Source organism: Massilia sp. IC2-278 (assembly GCF_020708045.1).
Taxonomy (GTDB): Bacteria; Pseudomonadota; Gammaproteobacteria; order Burkholderiales; family Burkholderiaceae_D; genus Telluria.
In genome coordinates this window covers 82,914-99,987 of sequence record NZ_JAJFES010000017.1, presented here as the reverse complement: position 1 = coordinate 99,987, position 17,074 = coordinate 82,914, and the positions used below count along the sequence as shown (strand labels likewise).

Annotated in this window: 13 protein-coding genes; 8 read left to right on the top strand and 5 right to left on the bottom strand. The window is 65.3% G+C overall.

Translation table 11 applies throughout. The features are described 5' to 3' along the window. The 4 genes from LK540_RS22205 to rpsL all read right to left on the bottom strand — a co-directional run. On the bottom strand, positions 1–232 hold a 232-nt coding region (locus tag LK540_RS22205), incomplete at its 3' end, for a GTP-binding protein (RefSeq protein WP_229439571.1). A gap of 84 nt (positions 233–316) precedes the next feature. Beyond that, on the bottom strand, positions 317–2,422 hold the full coding sequence (gene fusA / locus LK540_RS22200; protein ID WP_229439570.1) for an elongation factor G: 2,106 nt from the start codon (positions 2,420–2,422) through the stop codon (positions 317–319). Between the two features lie 116 nt (positions 2,423–2,538). Continuing rightward, positions 2,539–3,009 (bottom strand): 30S ribosomal protein S7, encoded by a 471-nt coding sequence (gene rpsG, locus LK540_RS22195; protein ID WP_229439569.1) that lies wholly within the window; start codon positions 3,007–3,009, stop codon positions 2,539–2,541. A gap of 134 nt (positions 3,010–3,143) precedes the next feature. Beyond that, the gene (gene rpsL / locus LK540_RS22190; RefSeq protein WP_056336781.1) at positions 3,144–3,530 is read right to left on the bottom strand and encodes a 30S ribosomal protein S12; all 387 of its coding nucleotides are present in this window, start codon (positions 3,528–3,530) and stop codon (positions 3,144–3,146) included. Between the two features lie 397 nt (positions 3,531–3,927). On the opposite strand from rpsL, the gene LK540_RS22185 reads away from it, so the two are divergent. Further along, positions 3,928–5,772 (top strand): phosphoethanolamine transferase, encoded by a 1,845-nt coding sequence (locus LK540_RS22185; RefSeq protein ID WP_374041385.1) that lies wholly within the window; start codon positions 3,928–3,930, stop codon positions 5,770–5,772. Between the two features lie 7 nt (positions 5,773–5,779). On the opposite strand, the gene LK540_RS22180 is transcribed toward LK540_RS22185, so the two are convergent. Beyond that, positions 5,780–7,375: a hypothetical protein gene (locus tag LK540_RS22180; protein ID WP_229439568.1), complete on the bottom strand. Its 1,596-nt coding sequence runs from the start codon at positions 7,373–7,375 to the stop codon at positions 5,780–5,782. A 188-nt stretch (positions 7,376–7,563) separates the two neighbouring features. Here LK540_RS22180 and LK540_RS22175 point away from each other — a divergent pair, with 188 nt between their 5' ends. From LK540_RS22175 to LK540_RS22145, 7 genes are all read left to right on the top strand, one after another. After that, positions 7,564–9,348: a YbhB/YbcL family Raf kinase inhibitor-like protein gene (locus tag LK540_RS22175; protein WP_229439567.1), complete on the top strand. Its 1,785-nt coding sequence runs from the start codon at positions 7,564–7,566 to the stop codon at positions 9,346–9,348. Positions 9,349–9,738: 390 nt separating this feature from the next. Next, positions 9,739–11,004, top strand: coding sequence for an efflux RND transporter periplasmic adaptor subunit (locus tag LK540_RS22170; RefSeq protein ID WP_229439566.1), 1,266 nt, complete (start codon positions 9,739–9,741; stop codon positions 11,002–11,004). 29 nt (positions 11,005–11,033) lie between these two features. Next, positions 11,034–11,744 (top strand): ABC transporter ATP-binding protein, encoded by a 711-nt coding sequence (locus tag LK540_RS22165; RefSeq protein ID WP_229439565.1) that lies wholly within the window; start codon positions 11,034–11,036, stop codon positions 11,742–11,744. Positions 11,745–11,754: 10 nt separating this feature from the next. Beyond that, positions 11,755–13,062, top strand: a complete 1,308-nt coding sequence (locus LK540_RS22160; RefSeq protein ID WP_229439564.1) for an ABC transporter permease — start codon at positions 11,755–11,757, stop codon at positions 13,060–13,062. Between the two features lie 36 nt (positions 13,063–13,098). Continuing rightward, positions 13,099–14,331, top strand: a complete 1,233-nt coding sequence (locus LK540_RS22155; protein WP_229439563.1) for an FtsX-like permease family protein — start codon at positions 13,099–13,101, stop codon at positions 14,329–14,331. A gap of 35 nt (positions 14,332–14,366) precedes the next feature. Continuing rightward, a complete protein-coding gene (locus LK540_RS22150) occupies positions 14,367–15,719 on the top strand; it encodes a sigma-54 dependent transcriptional regulator (protein ID WP_229439562.1) in 1,353 nt (450 codons plus the stop codon). A gap of 16 nt (positions 15,720–15,735) precedes the next feature. Continuing rightward, positions 15,736–17,052 carry a PAS domain-containing sensor histidine kinase gene (locus LK540_RS22145; RefSeq protein WP_229439561.1) on the top strand — a complete coding sequence of 439 codons (1,317 nt, stop codon included), beginning with the start codon at positions 15,736–15,738 and terminating at the stop codon, positions 17,050–17,052. Positions 17,053–17,074: the final 22 nt, after the last annotated feature.

Genomic DNA, 17,074 nt, shown 5'->3' with positions numbered 1-17,074 from the left:
CGTAGTGACGGTTTTCGGTTTCGTACTCGACGTGCGCGGTGTTGATGGTGATGCCGCGTGCTTTTTCTTCCGGAGCCGCATCGATCTGGTCGTATGCCTTGGCTTCGCCGCCGAATTTCTTCGACAGGACGGTTGCGATTGCAGCCGTCAGGGTGGTTTTGCCGTGGTCAACGTGACCGATGGTGCCGACGTTGACGTGCGGCTTGGTCCGTTCGAATTTACCTTTTGCCATTTTGATCTTCCTTTAAAAGAACGATTTTTACTTTGTGTCGTTATTGTAGCCGCGGCGGACACCCGCCACGGCACACATTTTTTATTACTTGGCTTTCGCGGTCACGATTGCATCGATGACGTGCTTCGGCGCTTCCGAGTAGTGCTTGAATTCCATCGTGTAGGTTGCACGACCCTGGGTCGCCGAACGCAGCGAGGTCGAGTAACCAAACATTTCCGACAGCGGAACTTCGGCCTTGATGATCTTGCCGCCGCCGCCTGGGATTTCGTCCATGCCCTGCACCATGCCGCGACGCGACGACAAGTCGCCCATCACGTTACCGGCGTAGTCTTCCGGCGTTTCGACTTCGACCGACATCATCGGTTCCAGGATGACTGGCGATGCTTTGCGGCAGCCGTCCTTGAATGCCATCGAACCGGCCATACGGAACGCGTTCTCGTTCGAGTCGACGTCGTGGTACGAACCGAAGGTGACGGTGACCTTGACGTCCACGACTGGGTAGCCAGCCAGGACACCGTTGGTCAGGGTTTCGCGCACACCTTTTTCGACCGCAGGGATGTATTCGCGAGGAATCACACCGCCCTTGATGGCGTCGACGAACTCGAAGCCCTTGCCCGGTTCTTGCGGTTCGATGGTCAGGACTGCGTGACCGTACTGGCCGCGGCCGCCCGACTGCTTGACGAACTTGCCTTCGACGTCGGTGACTGCCTTGCGGATCGTTTCGCGGTATGCAACCTGTGGCTTGCCGACGGTTGCTTCCACGTTGAATTCGCGCTTCATGCGGTCAACGATAATTTCCAGGTGCAGCTCGCCCATACCACCGATGATGGTCTGGCCCGATTCTTCGTCGGTACGCACGCGGAACGACGGATCTTCCTGTGCCAGGCGGTTCAGTGCCAGGCCCATTTTTTCCTGGTCGGCCTTGGTTTTCGGCTCGACTGCCTGCTGGATGACAGGCTCAGGGAAGACCATCTTTTCCAGGATGATCGGTGCCGAAGGATCGCACAGGGTTTCGCCGGTGGTCGCTTCTTTCAGGCCGACCGCAGCAGCGATGTCGCCTGCACGGACTTCCTTGATTTCTTCGCGCTGGTTCGCGTGCATCTGCAGAATACGGCCGACGCGTTCCTTCTTGCCCTTGATCGGGTTGTAGACGGTGTCGCCCGAATTGATGACGCCCGAGTACACGCGGAAGAAGATCAGCTGGCCGACGAATGGGTCGGTCATGATCTTGAATGCCAGCGCAGCGAACTTCTCGCTGTCGTCGGCCTTACGGGTGACCGGCTGGTCGTCTTCGTCGGTACCGCCGACCGGTGGGATGTCCACTGGCGATGGCAGGTATTCGATGACCGCATCCAGCATTGCCTGAACGCCCTTGTTCTTGAAGGCGGTGCCGCACATCATCGGGACGATTTCGCCCGCGATGGTACGATCGCGCAGTGCCTTCTTGATGTCGGCTTCCGACAGTTCGCCTTCTTCCAGGTACTTGTTCATCAGGTCTTCCGACGCTTCAGCGGCGGTTTCGACCAGCTTTTCGCGCCATTCGTTGGCCTGATCGACCAGCTCGGCCGGCACGTCGACGTAGTCGAACTTCATGCCCTGCGAAGCGTCGTCCCAGAGGATCGCCTTCATCTTGACCAGGTCGACCACGCCCTTGAAGTTGTCTTCGGCGCCGATCGGGATCTGCAGAGGAATCGGGTTGGCCTTCAGGCGCGCGCGCATCTGGTCGTAGACCTTGAAGAAGTTCGCACCGGTACGGTCCATCTTGTTGACGAAAGCCAGACGCGGGACTTTGTACTTGTTAGCCTGGCGCCACACGGTTTCCGACTGTGGCTGCACGCCGCCGACTGCGCAGTAAACCATGCAGGCGCCGTCCAGGACGCGCATCGAACGTTCCACTTCGATGGTGAAGTCGACGTGGCCCGGGGTATCGATGATGTTGAAGCGGTGTGGCTCGAAGTTGTTGGCCATACCTTTCCAGAAGCAGGTCGTCGCTGCCGAGGTAATGGTAATGCCGCGTTCCTGCTCCTGCTCCATCCAGTCCATGGTGGCGGCGCCGTCGTGCACTTCACCGATCTTGTGGTTCACACCCGTGTAGAACAGGATGCGCTCGGTGGTGGTCGTCTTGCCGGCGTCGATGTGAGCGGAGATACCGATGTTGCGGTAGCGCTCAATGGGGGTAGTGCGTGCCATAATTTTTCCTAAATCTTTGAATGGACAAAACCGGGCAACATTTTGAGATCAAAACGCGCCCGGCCTGAACAACAGATACTGCACGGCCAAGCCCCAAGGGAACCCAGCCATATTTTTTAGAAGCGGAAGTGCGAGAACGCCTTGTTCGCTTCTGCCATGCGGTGGACTTCGTCACGGCGCTTCATCGCGCCGCCGCGCATTTCCGCGGCTTCCATCAGTTCACCACCCAGGCGTTGTGGCATGGATTTTTCGCTGCGCTTGTTTGCGGCTTCGCGCAACCAACGCATGGACAGCGCCATACGACGAACCGGACGAACTTCAACTGGCACCTGGTAGTTGGCGCCGCCGACGCGGCGGGACTTCACTTCCACCATTGGCTTGGCGTTGTTGATCGCGGCTGCGAACACTTCCAGCGGGTCCTTGCCCGATTTCGACTGGATGTATTCGAACGCACCGTAGATGATGTTTTCAGCGACCGATTTCTTACCGGACAGCATCAGAACGTTGACGAACTTGGCGACATCGGTGTTACCGAATTTTGGATCCGGCAGGATATCGCGCTTGGGTACTTCACGACGACGTGGCATTTCAATTCCTTCCTATCTTCAGTTGAGTGCTTTTTCAGCACTCGCGAAAGACCCTCATGATCTTTCACTTACTCGGCCTTCCGGCCGGCTCAACTTAACTTTTCAATGTGACCTGTCGATGACAGGGCCGCAGATTACTTCTTGGCGCCGGCCTTGGCGCGCTTCGCACCGTACTTCGAGCGAGCTTGCTTACGGTCTTTCACGCCCTGGGTATCCAGTGCGCCGCGGACCATGTGGTAACGCACACCTGGCAAGTCCTTGACACGACCGCCGCGCAGCAGGACAACGCTGTGCTCTTGCAGGTTGTGGCCTTCACCGCCGATGTACGAAATGACTTCGAAACCGTTGGTCAGACGAACTTTGGCGACTTTACGCAGTGCCGAGTTAGGCTTCTTCGGGGTCGTGGTGTACACACGGGTGCAAACACCGCGCTTTTGCGGGCAGTTTTCAAGTGCCGGCGACTTGCTCTTCACAACCGCAGCAACGCGCGGCTTGCGAATCAGTTGATTGATGGTTGGCATCGTTCCTAATCCAACAAAGTACTACAGTTGATGACCCGAACCGCACAGGAGCGACCCGGGGACTGAAACCTAGTCCCGTTCAAGACTGACAGCGGAGGCGACGAAAGCCACTCACCGAAAAGGAGCGGCTGCGAGAGCGTATACGATTGCCAGAATAAATCGAGAACTCGCGAGTATAGACTTCCCGCAAACTGAGGTCAACCGGTTTACTGGCAGCGCGGGGAGCGGCCGGTCGAAAGCGCCGGTAAACCCCGGTGTTTGTGGTAGTCCTGACACAAGCGGCCATGCCCTCTGGAAGTACCTTGCACGGCAGGAATAGCTTTCCCGGCGATAAAAATCGGATAATAGCCGACTTTCCTCTGCCGCTACTGCCCATATCCTGCCCATGCGTTTGCCCGTGCGTCTGCCGTTGCGCTTGCCTGTCCGTCCGGCCACTGTCTACCTGGTGCTGACGTATGCGCTGCTGTCGGCAATGCCTTTCTTCCCGCTGCTGCTGGGCTTGCCGGTCACGCGGCCCTTGCAGGTGCTCGGCGTCGAGGTCATGGCCTGGATCGCGGCCTGGGCCCTGTTCAAGCGCCCGGCCTGGTTCCATCCACTGCTGCTGCCGGCCTTCCTGGCGCTGCCGACCGAGCTCTACTTATATACCTACTACGGCCAGGGCATTTCCACCCACCACCTTGGCATCATGGCCGAGACCAGCCCGCTGGAAGCCATGGAATTCCTGGGCTCCAAAGCCTGGCTGCTGGCGGCGGTGCTGCTGGGCGTGCTGGCCTGGTGGGCCAGCTGCTGGCGCGCGGCATGGAAGACCCGGCAGCTCGACTGGAACGACAGCTCGCGCTGGGTCGTGCTGGGTGTGCTCGGGCTGGCGGTGGCCGTGTTCGCCTACGAAAAACAGGTGGGCGTGACGCCGGAACCCAAGCCTGCCGCTGCCCCGGCGGCACGGGTGCACCTGGTGGCCGCGGCGAAGCCTGCGGCGTCCGCGACGGTTTCCGCATCCGCCGGTGCCTGGTCCGCACCGCGCTTGCCGGGCTGGGCCAGGCTGCCGGTCGAGCTGGATGCCTTTGCCCGCTCCTGGCCCTTCGGCCTGGTGGCGCGCGGCGTCGACTTCTACAAGGAGCGCCAGTACCTGGCCGATCTGAACCGGCGCAGCGCCGCCTTCCGCTTTGATGCGCGCCAGGCCGACCCGGCGAACGCGCCCGACGTGCTGGTGATGGTGCTGGGCGAATCGGCGCGCTTCGACCGCTGGAGCATCAACGGCTACACGCGCGAGACCAATCCGCTGCTGGCGAAGGAAGCGAACCTGGTGCCGCTGCAGGACCTGATCACCTCGGTATCGGCCACGCGCCTGTCGGTGCCGGTCATCATTTCGCGAAAACCCGCGATGCAGAGCCTGAAGGACGGTTTTACCGAAAAGTCCTTCCTGACCGCCTTCAAGGAAGCCGGCTATAAAACCTGGTGGCTGTCGAACCAGATCTCCTTCGGCAAGTTCGACACGCCGGTGTCGGTGTTCGCCAGGGAGGCCGACACGGTCGAGTTCCTGAACCTGGGCGGCTTCACCACGCGCTCGAACCTGGACGAGGTGCTGTTCGATCCGCTGGAGCGGGCCCTGGACGACCCGGCGCCGAAGAAGCTGATCGTGCTGCACACCCTGGGCAGCCACTGGAACTATGCACACCGCTATCCGGCCCGGTTCGACAAGTGGACGCCCTCGCTGCGCGGCGTCGACAAGCCGGTGGTCACCGACGACGCCATCGAGCCACAGATGAGCAACAGCTACGACAACTCGATCCTGTACACGGACTGGTTCCTGAGCCAGGTGATCGACAAGTTAAGATCGCCCGAGAAGGCGGCGGCCCTGATGTACGTGGCCGACCATGGCCAGACCCTGTACGACAAGTCCTGCGACCTGGCCTTCCACGGCCACAACACGCAATACGAATTCCACGTGCCGGCCTTTGTCTGGTATTCGGACGTGTACGCCGCGCTCTACCCGGCCAAGGTGGCGCAGCTGAAGCAGCACCGCAAGGCGCGGCTGTCGACCGAGAACGTGTTCCATACGCTGGTCGACCTGGGCGACATCCGCTATCCCGGCGAGCGCCTGGAGTGGAGCATCGCCAGCGCGCAGTGGAAGCGCCACAAGCGCTATGTCGACAGCTACGGCTGGACCGACTACGACAATGCGCGCATGCGCGGCGATTGCCGCGAGGTGATCGACAAGGGAACGCCGCTGCCGAGGAGGTAAAAGGTCGTTACGATTGCGCAGCCAACACATGCGCACCCGCTTCGGGCTGGCCGAGGTAGGTCTCCAGCCAGGCCGCCACCTTCTGCGCCTTGCCTTCGATCTCCGCGCCGAAGCCCTGCGTGGCCAGCAGCGCAATTCCGTTGGTCTGCGCCAGCACGCCCGGCGCCAGCACCAGCCGGCCCTCGTCGTCGCGGTCGATGCACAGCGCCTCCAGCCGGTGCTCCAGCAACGAGGCCAGCACCAGGTTGTGCGACGACACCACCACCCTCGCCCGCGCCGCCAGCGTATCGAGCACGGCCGCGCTGGACGCCACCGACTCCACGTGGTTCGTGCCCCGGAATATCTCGTCGATCAGGCAGATGCCCGGATGCGGCCCCTCGGCGGCGGCAATCAATTCCTTGGCGCGGCGCAGCTCGGCCATGTACAGGCTCTGGCCTTCCAGCAGCGAATCCTCGTTCTGCATGCTGGCATATACCGGCAGCGCCGGCAGACGCGCGCGGCGCGCATGGCAGAAGCCGAACGCGCGCGCCACCACCAGGTTCAGGCCCAGCATCCGTAGAAAAGTGCTCTTGCCCGAACCGTTCGGCCCCGAGATGAAGGCGCCCTTGTCTTCCAGCGCCACCGACAGCGCGGCCGGGGAAGCCAGCAGCGGATGCACGCCGGCCTCGATCTCGATCGCTCCATCGCTGCGCCCGGCCCAGCACCATGTTGGTGACGCGAGCAGCGTGCGCGCCAGCGCCAGGTCGGCCTCGAGCTCGGCGCAGGCGAGGTAACACTCGACCAAGAAGTCGCGCTCCGCGAACGCGATGGCCTGGCTGCGGTAATAGTGCTTGACGTTGGAGAGCATGAACCAGTCGCCATACGCCCCGCCGTCCTGGCTCATGCGCGCGAACATCGAGCGCGCCAGGCGCCCGCCCAGTCTGGCGGCGTGCTGGGCCCCCGCGCGCAATGCGTCCGGCGCTGCCGCGTCGCGCGTGCCGACGGTGCTGCTGGCCAGGAGCAGCATCTGCAGCGTGTTCAGCGCACGCTTCCAGGCCTCGACGCGCTCGTGGTAGCGCATCTGCCCCGCGATCAGCAGGTACAGCACGCCAGCCGTGGCCAGCCAGGACCAGGGCGTGAGGATCACGCCGGCAATCGAGGCCAGCAGCGCCAGCGGCAGCAGCCAGGTCCAGCCCAGCCAGGCCGGCGGCGCGGGCGCCTTTCCTTCGAACAGCAGGGCCGCCGTTTCGGTATCGGCATCGCGCAAGGGGCGCAGCGCCGCTTCCAGCTGCGTGCGGCGCGCCGGGTCGGCCATCAGCGCGCGCAGGCGCTCCGCCTGGCCGGCACATTCCGCATCGTTCGCGCCGCCGCGCAGGCGCCGGTACAAGGCCTGGCGGCCGAAGATGCTGACGCCGGCGCCCAGGCGCTCGTGGTAGCGCGGCAGCAGCAGGTCGTTCCAGGTCTGGTCGTCGAGCGCGGCATCGCCCGTGGGCGCCACCCGGTGCAGCTGGGCGATGTCGCTGTCGGCAAAGAAATAGTCGATCGGGGTCGCGTCCGGCCAGGCAAGCAGCTTGCGCGTGCCCTTCCTGAACGAGTCGAACAGCGTGGCGGCAAAGGCGGTCATGGTCGTTTCCAGGGCAAGGTCGGGAAGTATCCATGCCCCACTTATGGACAAGTTGACAAAAATCAATACGAATGTGCGTTAAGCCGGACTCATCAAATGTTCGTTCCCCCACATACCGCCGCGCGCCACTCTGGCACGATGAGTCGACCAATACTTACCCGACGATATCGACACGAAAGGACTGCACGATGAAACGCGCGCTCGCGGCTTCCCTGATGGGCCTTGCCATATCGGCTGCCTATGCCCAGCAGGGCGACGGCACCCAGTTTTCGACCAACATCAACATCTGGAAGCCGAACAAGGTCGAGCCGACGCCCGAGCGCATGCGCGCCATCAAGGCGCCGAGCGGCTTCACCGTCACACCCTTTGCCACCGGCCTGAAGAACGCGCGCATCATTGCGGTGGCGCCGAACGGCGACGTCTACCTGAGCCGGCGCGACCAGGGCGACGTGCTGCTGCTGAAGGATGCGAACGGCGACGGCCGTGCCGATGGCGCACCGGTCACCGTGGCGAATCGCGCCGGCGCCCACGGCCTGGCGATCCGCGACAACAAGCTCTACCTCATCACGGCCAAGGAACTGTTCGTCGCCGACATCCAGCCGGACGGCCGCCTGGGCGAGCTGAAGATGCTGATCGGCGACCTGCCCGACGCCGGCCAGCACGCCAACCGGACGATTGCCTTCGGCCCGGACGGCATGCTGTACATCAGCGTCGGCAGCACCTGCAATGCCTGCAACGAAAGCAATCCGGAAAACGCCACCCTGCTGCGCGCCTCGCCGGACGGCAAATCGCGCAGCATCTTCGCCAGCGGCCTGCGCAACATGATCGGCTTTGCCTGGCATCCGCAGACCGGCGAGCTGTGGGGCTTCGACCATGGCATCGACTTCCTGGGCGATAACCAGCAGCAGGAAGAACTGAACAAGATCGAGATGGGCAAGCAGTACGGCTGGCCTCACGTCTTCGGCAACAACGAGGTCTACCCGCAAAGCACGCCGCAGGGAGAAATCGGCAAGGATGAATGGAAGAAGCGCAGCACGCCGATGGTGCTGGGCTACACGGCGCACGCGGCGCCGATGCAGTTCGTCTTTGCCGACAAGAGCGCCTTCCCGGCGCAGTACCGGGGCGACGCGTTCGCGACCATGCGCGGGTCGTGGAACCGCAACCCGGCTTCCGGCTACGAGATCGTGCGCGTGCGCTTCGAGAATGGGCAGCCGAAAGGCGTCGAGCCCTTCGTCACCGGCTTCCTGACCGATGGCGGCAAGACCCACATTGCGCGGCCGGTCGGGCTGGCGTTTGCGAAGGATGGGTCGCTCTTGATGGCGGACGATGCGAATGGCGTGATCTACCGGGTGGCCTATACCGGGTCTGGCGCTTCGGCGCCGAGCGGTGCGGCCGCGGTGCCGCCCGCCGGGCCGATGGAGCAGCAGGCGAACAAGGGAAATGGGGTGCCGCTGGCGAATAAGCGGGCGGAGACGCAGGCATCGGGGGCGGTGACGGTGAGCTCGTCCAGCTTCCGCCATGGCGGCATGATGGACCAGAAGTACAGCGAGTATGCCGACGGCGTGTCGCCGGCGCTGTCGTGGAAGGCGGTGCCGGGGGCGAAGTCGTACGCGATCATTGCGGAGGACCCGGACTCGAAACCGGTGGCGCCGTTCGTGCACTGGCTGGCGTGGAATATCCCGGCGAATGTCACCAGCTTGCCGGAGGGCGTGCAGGAGCAGCCAAGGCTGACCGATCCGGAAGGCGTGCTGCAGGGGCGGAACACGCGCGGGTCGATGGGGTATTATGGGCCGAAGCCGCCGGTGGGCGAAGCGGCGCATCCGTATCACTTCCAGGTGTATGCGCTGGACGTGATGCTGGACGTGCCGTTCGGGTCGGATCGGGATACGCTGCTCAAGGCGATGCAGGGGCATGTGATGGCCAAGGGCGAGATCGTCGGGAAGTATGGGCAGAAGCAGAAGCCGCAGAAGTGATGCGTTTGTTGTGAAAGGCGGTTTGCACATGGCGTTGGGGCTGTTGCCTGTTCTGTTCGTGGTGGGTTGAATCCGCGTGGGCACGGGGTGCCCACCGTACGGGACACGCTGCGTATCCGGGTTTCGTATGATCTTGCCGATAATGGTGACCGTACGGTGGGCACCCCGTGCCCACGCGGATCATGCATACCAATAACGGCAACAGGCAACAGCCCCATTACCGCCCGAACACCCTGCGGACACGCCCGTGTCCGCGAACGACCGCCCACCCGTGACCGGACACCGCGGACACGTCTGCCCGTCCACCACAATCCTGCAAAATCAATGACTTAAACCCTGGCACGGATCGTGCAACAACGACCGCATACAACGTCGTTACCCGCACACATCATGATCCGCGATACCTCCCACCAGGATGCCGTCGTCACCGCGCCGCCATCCCACAAGTTCAAGCGCCCCGCTCTGCTGGTCGGCGCAGCCGTCGTGCTGATAGCAACCGCAGCCCTGCTCTTCTCCAACTGGAGCAGCGCCGGCCACTCGGTCAGCGCCAGCCGCCTGCGCATTGCCGAAGTCGGCCGCGGCACCCTGGTGCGCGATGCCTCGGTCAACGGCCGCGTGGTCGCCGCCGTCAGCCCGACGCTGTTCTCCACCGCTCCCGCCATCGTCAACCTGCAGGTGGCCGCCGGCGATACGGTCAAGAAGGGCGACATTCTCGCCGTGCTCGAATCCCCCGACCTGTCCGACGCCCTGAAGCGCGAACAATCCACCTACGAACAGCTGAAAGCCGAAGTCGCACGCCAGCAGATCCTCTCGCGCAAACAGAAGCTGCTGGCCCAGCGCGAAGCCGACACCGCCGAGATCGACCGCCTGTCCGCCCAGCGCACCCTGGAGCGCTACGACAGCGTCGGCCAGGTCGGCATCATCGCCAAGATCGACTACCAGAAAGCCAAGGACGCCCTGAACTCGGCCCAGATCCGCGCCCGCCATGCCAGCCAGGCGGCGAACCTGGAAGGCGACGACGTCGCCCTGGCGATCCGCACCAAGGCCAACGAACTGGAACGTGCGCGCCTGTCGATGGCGAACGCCCAGCGCCGCGTCGACGAACTCACCGTGCGCGCGCCGGTCGACGGCTTCATCGGCACCCTGAACGTCCAGAACCGCATGGTGGTGGCCGCCAATGCCCCCCTGATGACCCTGGTCGACCTGTCGCGCCTGGAAGTCGAGATCGAAGTCCCGGAAACCTATGTCTCCGACCTCGGTTTGGGCATGAACGCCGAGATCACCCTGCCCACCGGCAGCGCCAGCGGCAAGCTCACCGCGCTGTCGCCGGAAGTGGTGAAGAACCAGGTGCTGGCGCGGGTACGCTTCGACGGCGACCAGCCGAAGGGCCTGCGCCAGAGCCAGCGCGTGTCGGCGCGCCTCTTGATCGAGGAAAAGCCGAACGTGCTGATGGTGCAGCGCGGCCCCTTCGTGGAAAACGAGGGCGGACGCTTCGCCTATGTGGTGCGCGACGGCGCCGCGGTGCGCACCCCGATCCGGATCGGCGCCACCAGCATGTCCGCGGTCGAGATCGTGTCCGGCCTGAAGCCGGGCGACCAGGTCGTGGTCTCGGGCACCGACGCCTTCAGGAACGCCGAGCGCGTCACCATCAACTGACAACAACGAACAACCCGAAAGGACATCCCATGCTGCGCATGACCAAGCTCTCCAAGGTGTACCGCACCCACATGATCGAGACCCACGCCCTGCGCGGCTTCGAGATCGACGTCAAGCAGGGCGAGTTCGTCACCGTGACCGGCCCCTCCGGCTCGGGCAAGACCAGCTTCCTGAACATCGCCGGCCTGCTCGAGGAATTCACCTCGGGCGAATACATCCTCGACGGCGTCAACGTGAAAGGGCTGGACGACGCCGCGCGCTCGCGCCTGCGCAACGAAAAGCTCGGCTTCATCTTCCAGGGTTTCAACCTGATCCCCGACCTGAATCTGTTCGACAACGTCGACGTGCCGCTGCGCTACCGCGGCTTCAATACGCGCGAACGCAAGGGCCGCATCGAGGACGCGCTGGCAAAAGTCGGCCTGGCCTCGCGCATGAAGCACTACCCGGCCGAGCTGTCCGGCGGCCAGCAGCAGCGCGTGGCGATCGCGCGCGCCCTGGCCGGCTCGCCCAAGCTGCTGCTGGCCGACGAACCGACCGGCAACCTCGATACGCAGATGGCGCGCGGCGTGATGGAGCTGCTGGAAGAGATCAACGCCGCCGGCACCACCATCCTGATGGTGACCCACGACCCCGAGCTGGCGGTGCGCACCCACCGCAACGTGCACATCATCGACGGACAGGTGTCCGACCTGGTGCGGCACACGCCTTCGCTGGTGGATACCACCGGCGCGACCGCTTGAGGACACAGCCATGTTTGCCTACTACTTCAAGCTCGGCCTGCGCAACCTGCGCCGCAACCCGGCCCTCACCGCGCTGATGGTGCTGATCCTGGCGGTCGGCGTGGCGGCCAGCGTGTCCACGCTCGCCATCCTGCACGTGATGTCGGGCGACCCGATCCCGGGCAAGAGCGAGCGCCTGTTCGTGCCCTTCGTCGACAACGGCCAGCCCGAAGAAGGCGCCACCTACGAGGAACCCGAAGACATGCAGCTGTCTTACCAGGACGCGATGAACCTGCTGCGCAAGCATCCGGCCGAGCGCGCCACCGCCATGTTCGGCACCGGCATGCCGGTTGAGCCGCCGCGCAAGGACATCCCGGCCTTCCAGGCCTACGGCCTGGCGCCGACGCGCGACTTCTTCGCCATGTTCGAGGTGCCTTTCCTGCACGGCCAGCCCTGGAGCGCGCAGGACGAGGCGCGCGGCGCCAACGTCGTCGTGCTGAATCGCACGGTGGCCGAAAAGCTCTACGGCGACGCCAACCCGGTCGGCCAGCGCCTGATGATGAAAGGCGAACCCTTCACCGTGGTCGGCGTGCTCGGCGACTGGAACCCGATGCCGCGCTACTACAAGCTGATCGGCAGCGGCCCGGCCACCGGCGAGGAATTCATGATCCCGCTGGCCACGGCGGTGCGCAAGGAGCTCACGCCCTACGGCAGCGTGAATTGCAGCCAGACCCGCGACCCGGGCTACGCCAGCCTGCTGGCCTCGGAATGCACCTGGGTCCAGGCCTGGTTCGAGACCCGCTCGGGCGCTGATCGCGCCGAGCTGCAATCCTTCCTCGACAACTACGCAAGCGAGCAGCGCAAGCTCGGCCGCCTGAAGCGCAATGCGCCGAACCGCCTGTTTGACGTCATGGAGTGGATGGAAGAGCGCAAGGTGGTCGGCAACGACACCCGGCTGTCGGCCTGGCTCGCCTTCGGCTTTTTGGTCCTGTGCCTGGTGAACACCGTCGGCCTGCTGCTGGCGAAGTTCTCGGCGCGCGCGCCGGAAGTAGGCATCCGCCGCGCCCTGGGCGCCTCGCGCCGCGAGATCTTCCAGCAGTTCCTGATCGAGACCGGCGTGATCGGCCTGGCCGGCGGCCTTCTCGGCCTGCTGCTCGCCTTTGGCGCGCTGGCGCTGATCGGCATGCAAAGCCGCAGCATGGCGGCCATGGCGCGCATGGACTGGGAGATGCTGGGACTGACCTTCGTGATCTCGATCTGCGCCGCCCTGGTTGCCGGCCTGCTGCCGACCTGGCGCGCCTGCCAGGTCACGCCGGCCATGCAGCTGAAGTCCCAATAAGCGCAATGAACCCCGTCCAATAACGAGAGACCGAACATGGAAATCCGACCCATCCTGTCCGCGCTGTTGCGCAACAAGACCGGCCCGCTGCTGGTGGCGATGCAGGTCGCCCTCAGCCTGGCCATCCTGGCGAATGCCCTGCACATCGTGAGCGAGCGGCGCGACGTGGCCGCGCGGCCCTCGGGCCTGCTCGACGAAGCCTCAACCTTTTATTTCGCAGTGCGTAACCTGAACCAGGACACGCCGGAGCAGATGCTGTCCACCATCAAGCGCGAGCTGGAAGTGCTGCGCGCGGTGCCGGGCGTGGTGTCGGTGGCCCAGGTGTCGCAGATGCCGATGTCGCAAAGCGGCGGCACCACCAGCGTCGCCGCCGACTACCGCCAGCAGCGCGAAAGCGGCTACGCGTCGACCTATTTCAGCGGCGATTCGCTGGTCAAGACCCTGGGCCTGAAACTGGTGGAAGGGCGCGACTTCCTGCCTCAGGAAATCCCCGAGGTGAACGAGCAGACCAATGCCGAGGTGCCGAAACTGGTCATCCTCACCAAGCCGCTGGCCGACAAGCTGTGGCCGGGCGCCCCGGCGGTCGGCAAGACCATGTACTTCGGCACCGGCAGCGGGGCCACCGGCGCCCAGGTGGTGGGCGTGGTCGAGGGCCTGATGAGCGCCCACGCCGAACTGGGCGACACCGGCATCTCGTCGCTGATCATGCCGGCGCGCCAGTACGGCCAAGGCGGCGCCATGTACGCGATCCGCAGCGAAGCCGGCCAGCGCGACCGCGTGATGCAGGAAGCCGAACAGGCGCTGCGCAAGTCCTCGGCCACGCCGATGATCCTGCGCATCAAGACCGTCGAGGACGACCGCAAGGACCGCTACCGTGCCGACACCGCGCTGTCGTGGATGCTGGTCACCGTCAGCGTCCTGCTGCTCCTGATCACCTGCAGCGGCATCGTCGGCATGGCCAGCCTGTGGGTCAACCAGCGCCGCAAGCAGATCGGCGTGCGGCGCGCGCTCGGCGCCCGCAAACTCGACATCCTGCGCTACTTCATCGTCGAGAACGTGATGATCACCAGCGCCGGCGTGCTGGGCGGCGTGCTGCTGGGCGTGGGCCTGAACGCGCTGCTGGTGTCGCGGCTGGAAATGTCGCGCCTGCCCCTGCCCTACCTGGTGGCCGGCGCCGCCGTGTTCTGGGCGATCGGCATCCTGTCGGCCTATGGACCGGCCTGGCGCGCGGCGGGCATCTCGCCGGCATTGGCCACCCGCAGCACCTGAACGCAGTACTTGACGAGAATGCTATGCTGGCGCCCATGCCCACTGTACTCATCATTGACGACAACGCCGCCGTCGGCGTCGCCCTCGACGTGCTGTTCTCGCTGCACGACATCGCGGCGCTGCATGCGGCTTCGCCCGAGGAGGGGCTAGCGATCCTCGCCCGCGAACCAGTGGACCTGGTGATCCAGGACATGAACTTCAGCGCCGATACCACCTCCGGCGAGGAAGGCGTGGCCCTGTTCCGGCAGATCCGGGCGCATCATCCCGATTTGCCGGTGATTCTGCTCACCGCCTGGACCCACCTCGATGCGGCGGTCGACCTGGTGAAAGCCGGCGCCGCCGACTACCTGCCCAAGCCCTGGAACGACGAGCGTTTGCTGGCCACGGTCACCAACCTGGTCGAACTCGGCCAGGCGAACCGCGCGCTGGCCCAGCGCGTAGGGCGCGAGCGGCGCGAACGGCGCGAACTGGAAAACCAGTACGACTTGCGCGGCCTGGTCTGGGCCGACCCGGCCACCGAGCGTGTGCTGCAGCTGGCCTGCCAGGTGGCGCGCGCCGACGTCCCGGTGCTGATCACCGGCCCGAACGGCACCGGCAAGGAACGCATCGCCGAGATCATCCAGGCCAATTCCCAGGTCAGGGAGGGCCCCTTCGTGGTGCTGAACTGCGGCGCCCTGCCCTCGGAACTGATCGAGGCCGAGCTGTTCGGCGCCGACGCCGGCGCCTATACCGGCGCCTCCCGTGCGCGCGAAGGCAAGTTCGAGGCGGCCGACGGCGGCACCCTCTTCCTCGACGAGATCGGCAACCTGCCGCTGGCCGGGCAGATGAAACTGCTGCGCGTGCTGGAAACCGGGCGCTTCGAGCGGCTCGGCTCGAACCGCGAGCGCCAGGTAAAGGTGCGCGTGGTCAGCGCCACGAACGCCGACCTGGCGGCGATGATCCGGCTTGGCACCTTCCGCGAAGACCTGTTCTACCGCCTGAACGTGATCGAGCTGCGCCTGCCGCCGCTGGTTGCGCGCCCGGGCGACATCCTGCCGCTGGCTGCCAGCTTCCTGGCGCCAGGCAAGCGCCTCGAGCGCGGCGCGGAAAGCGCGCTGCTGGCCCACGCCTGGCCCGGCAACGTGCGCGAACTGAAGAACGTGATGGCGCGCGCCAACCTGCTGGCCCAGGGCGACCTGATACGCGTGGCCGACCTCGGCCTGCCGGCAGCTGCTACAGCTGCGGCAGCGGCGGCGCCGGCGCTTGAAGCGGAACCGGACCGCGACGCCATTGCCGCCGCCCTCGCGCGCGCCGGCGGCGTGGTGTCGCAGGCCGCCGCCGAGCTTGGCCTGTCGCGCCAGGCCCTTTACCGGCGCATGGAACGCCTCGGTATCGCGCGCGGCGCCTGATTCGCCGGCCACCGCGATGCGCCTGTCCCTCGTCACCCGCTTCTCGGCCCTGGTCGGCACCCTGCTCGCGCTCGGCATCGTACTGGCCCTGGCGCTCGATTACTTCCTGCCCGGCCGCCCGCTGTTGGTGTTCGTGCTCTGCCTGGCCTGCGTGGTGCCGCTCGCCATCATCACGGTGCGCGCCCAGATGCAGCCCATCCTGTCGCTGTTCCGCGCGCTGGAAGGCACGGTCAGCAGCTACCGCGACGCCGACTTTTCCTTCAGCCTGCACTGGCCCCAGAACGACGAACTGGCCGACCTGGTCGCTTCCCACAACGCCCTCGGCGACGTGCTGCGCGAGCAGCGCCGCGACCTGGTGCAGCGCGAACTGCTGCTCGACACCATGGTGCAGAACACACCGGTGGCGATGCTGCTGGCGGCCGACATCCCGCAGCGCCCGGGCACGGTGGTGTATGCCAACCTGGCGGCGCGCCAGCTGCTGGCCGACGGTCGCAAGCTCGAAGGCCACCGCCTCGGCGACCTGCTGGGCAGCGCCAGCCCGGCCCTGGTCGATGCCCTGGCGCGCGGCGGCGACGGTTTGTTCACGGCCGGAGAAGGCGCAGACGAAGAGGTGTACCACCTGGCGCGCAGCCACTTCAGCCTGAACGGGCGCAGGCACGAACTGCTGCTGCTGCGCCACCTGACGGCCGAACTGCGGCGCCAGGAAGTGCAGACCTGGAAAAAGGTGATCCGCGTGATCAGCCATGAAATCAACAACTCGCTGGCGCCGCTCGCCTCGCTGGCCCACTCCGGCGCGGAACTGGTGCGGCGCGGCCAAACCGAGCGCCTGCCGATGATCCTGGAAACCATCGGCGAACGCACGCGTCACCTTGAAAGCTTCATCCTCGGCTACGCGCGCTTTGCCAAGCTGCCCGCGCCGCGCATCGACGCCTGCGCCTGGCCCGAGCTGGTGGCGCACTTGCAGGCGCAGGTGAGCTTCCGCGTGGCTGGCGACCTGCCCGAAGAGCCGGCCCGCTTCGACCGCGCCCAGATGGAGCAGGCCCTGCTGAACCTGCTGAAGAACGCCCACGAATCGGGCTCGCCGCCCGATGACGTGGAACTGCAAGTGCGGCGCGGCCAGGACCTGCTGCGCATCGACGTCGCCGACCGCGGCAGCGGCATGAGCGAGGCGGTGCTGACCAACGCCCTGGTGCCCTTCTATTCCACCAAGCGCAGCGGCACCGGCCTGGGCCTGGCGCTGGTGCGCGAGATCGCCGAGGCCCACGGCGGACGCGTACTGCTGGCCAACCGCGAAGGCGGGGGGCTGGCGGTGACCATGATCCTCCCCATCTGAACGGTTCACACGGAGCGCCTGC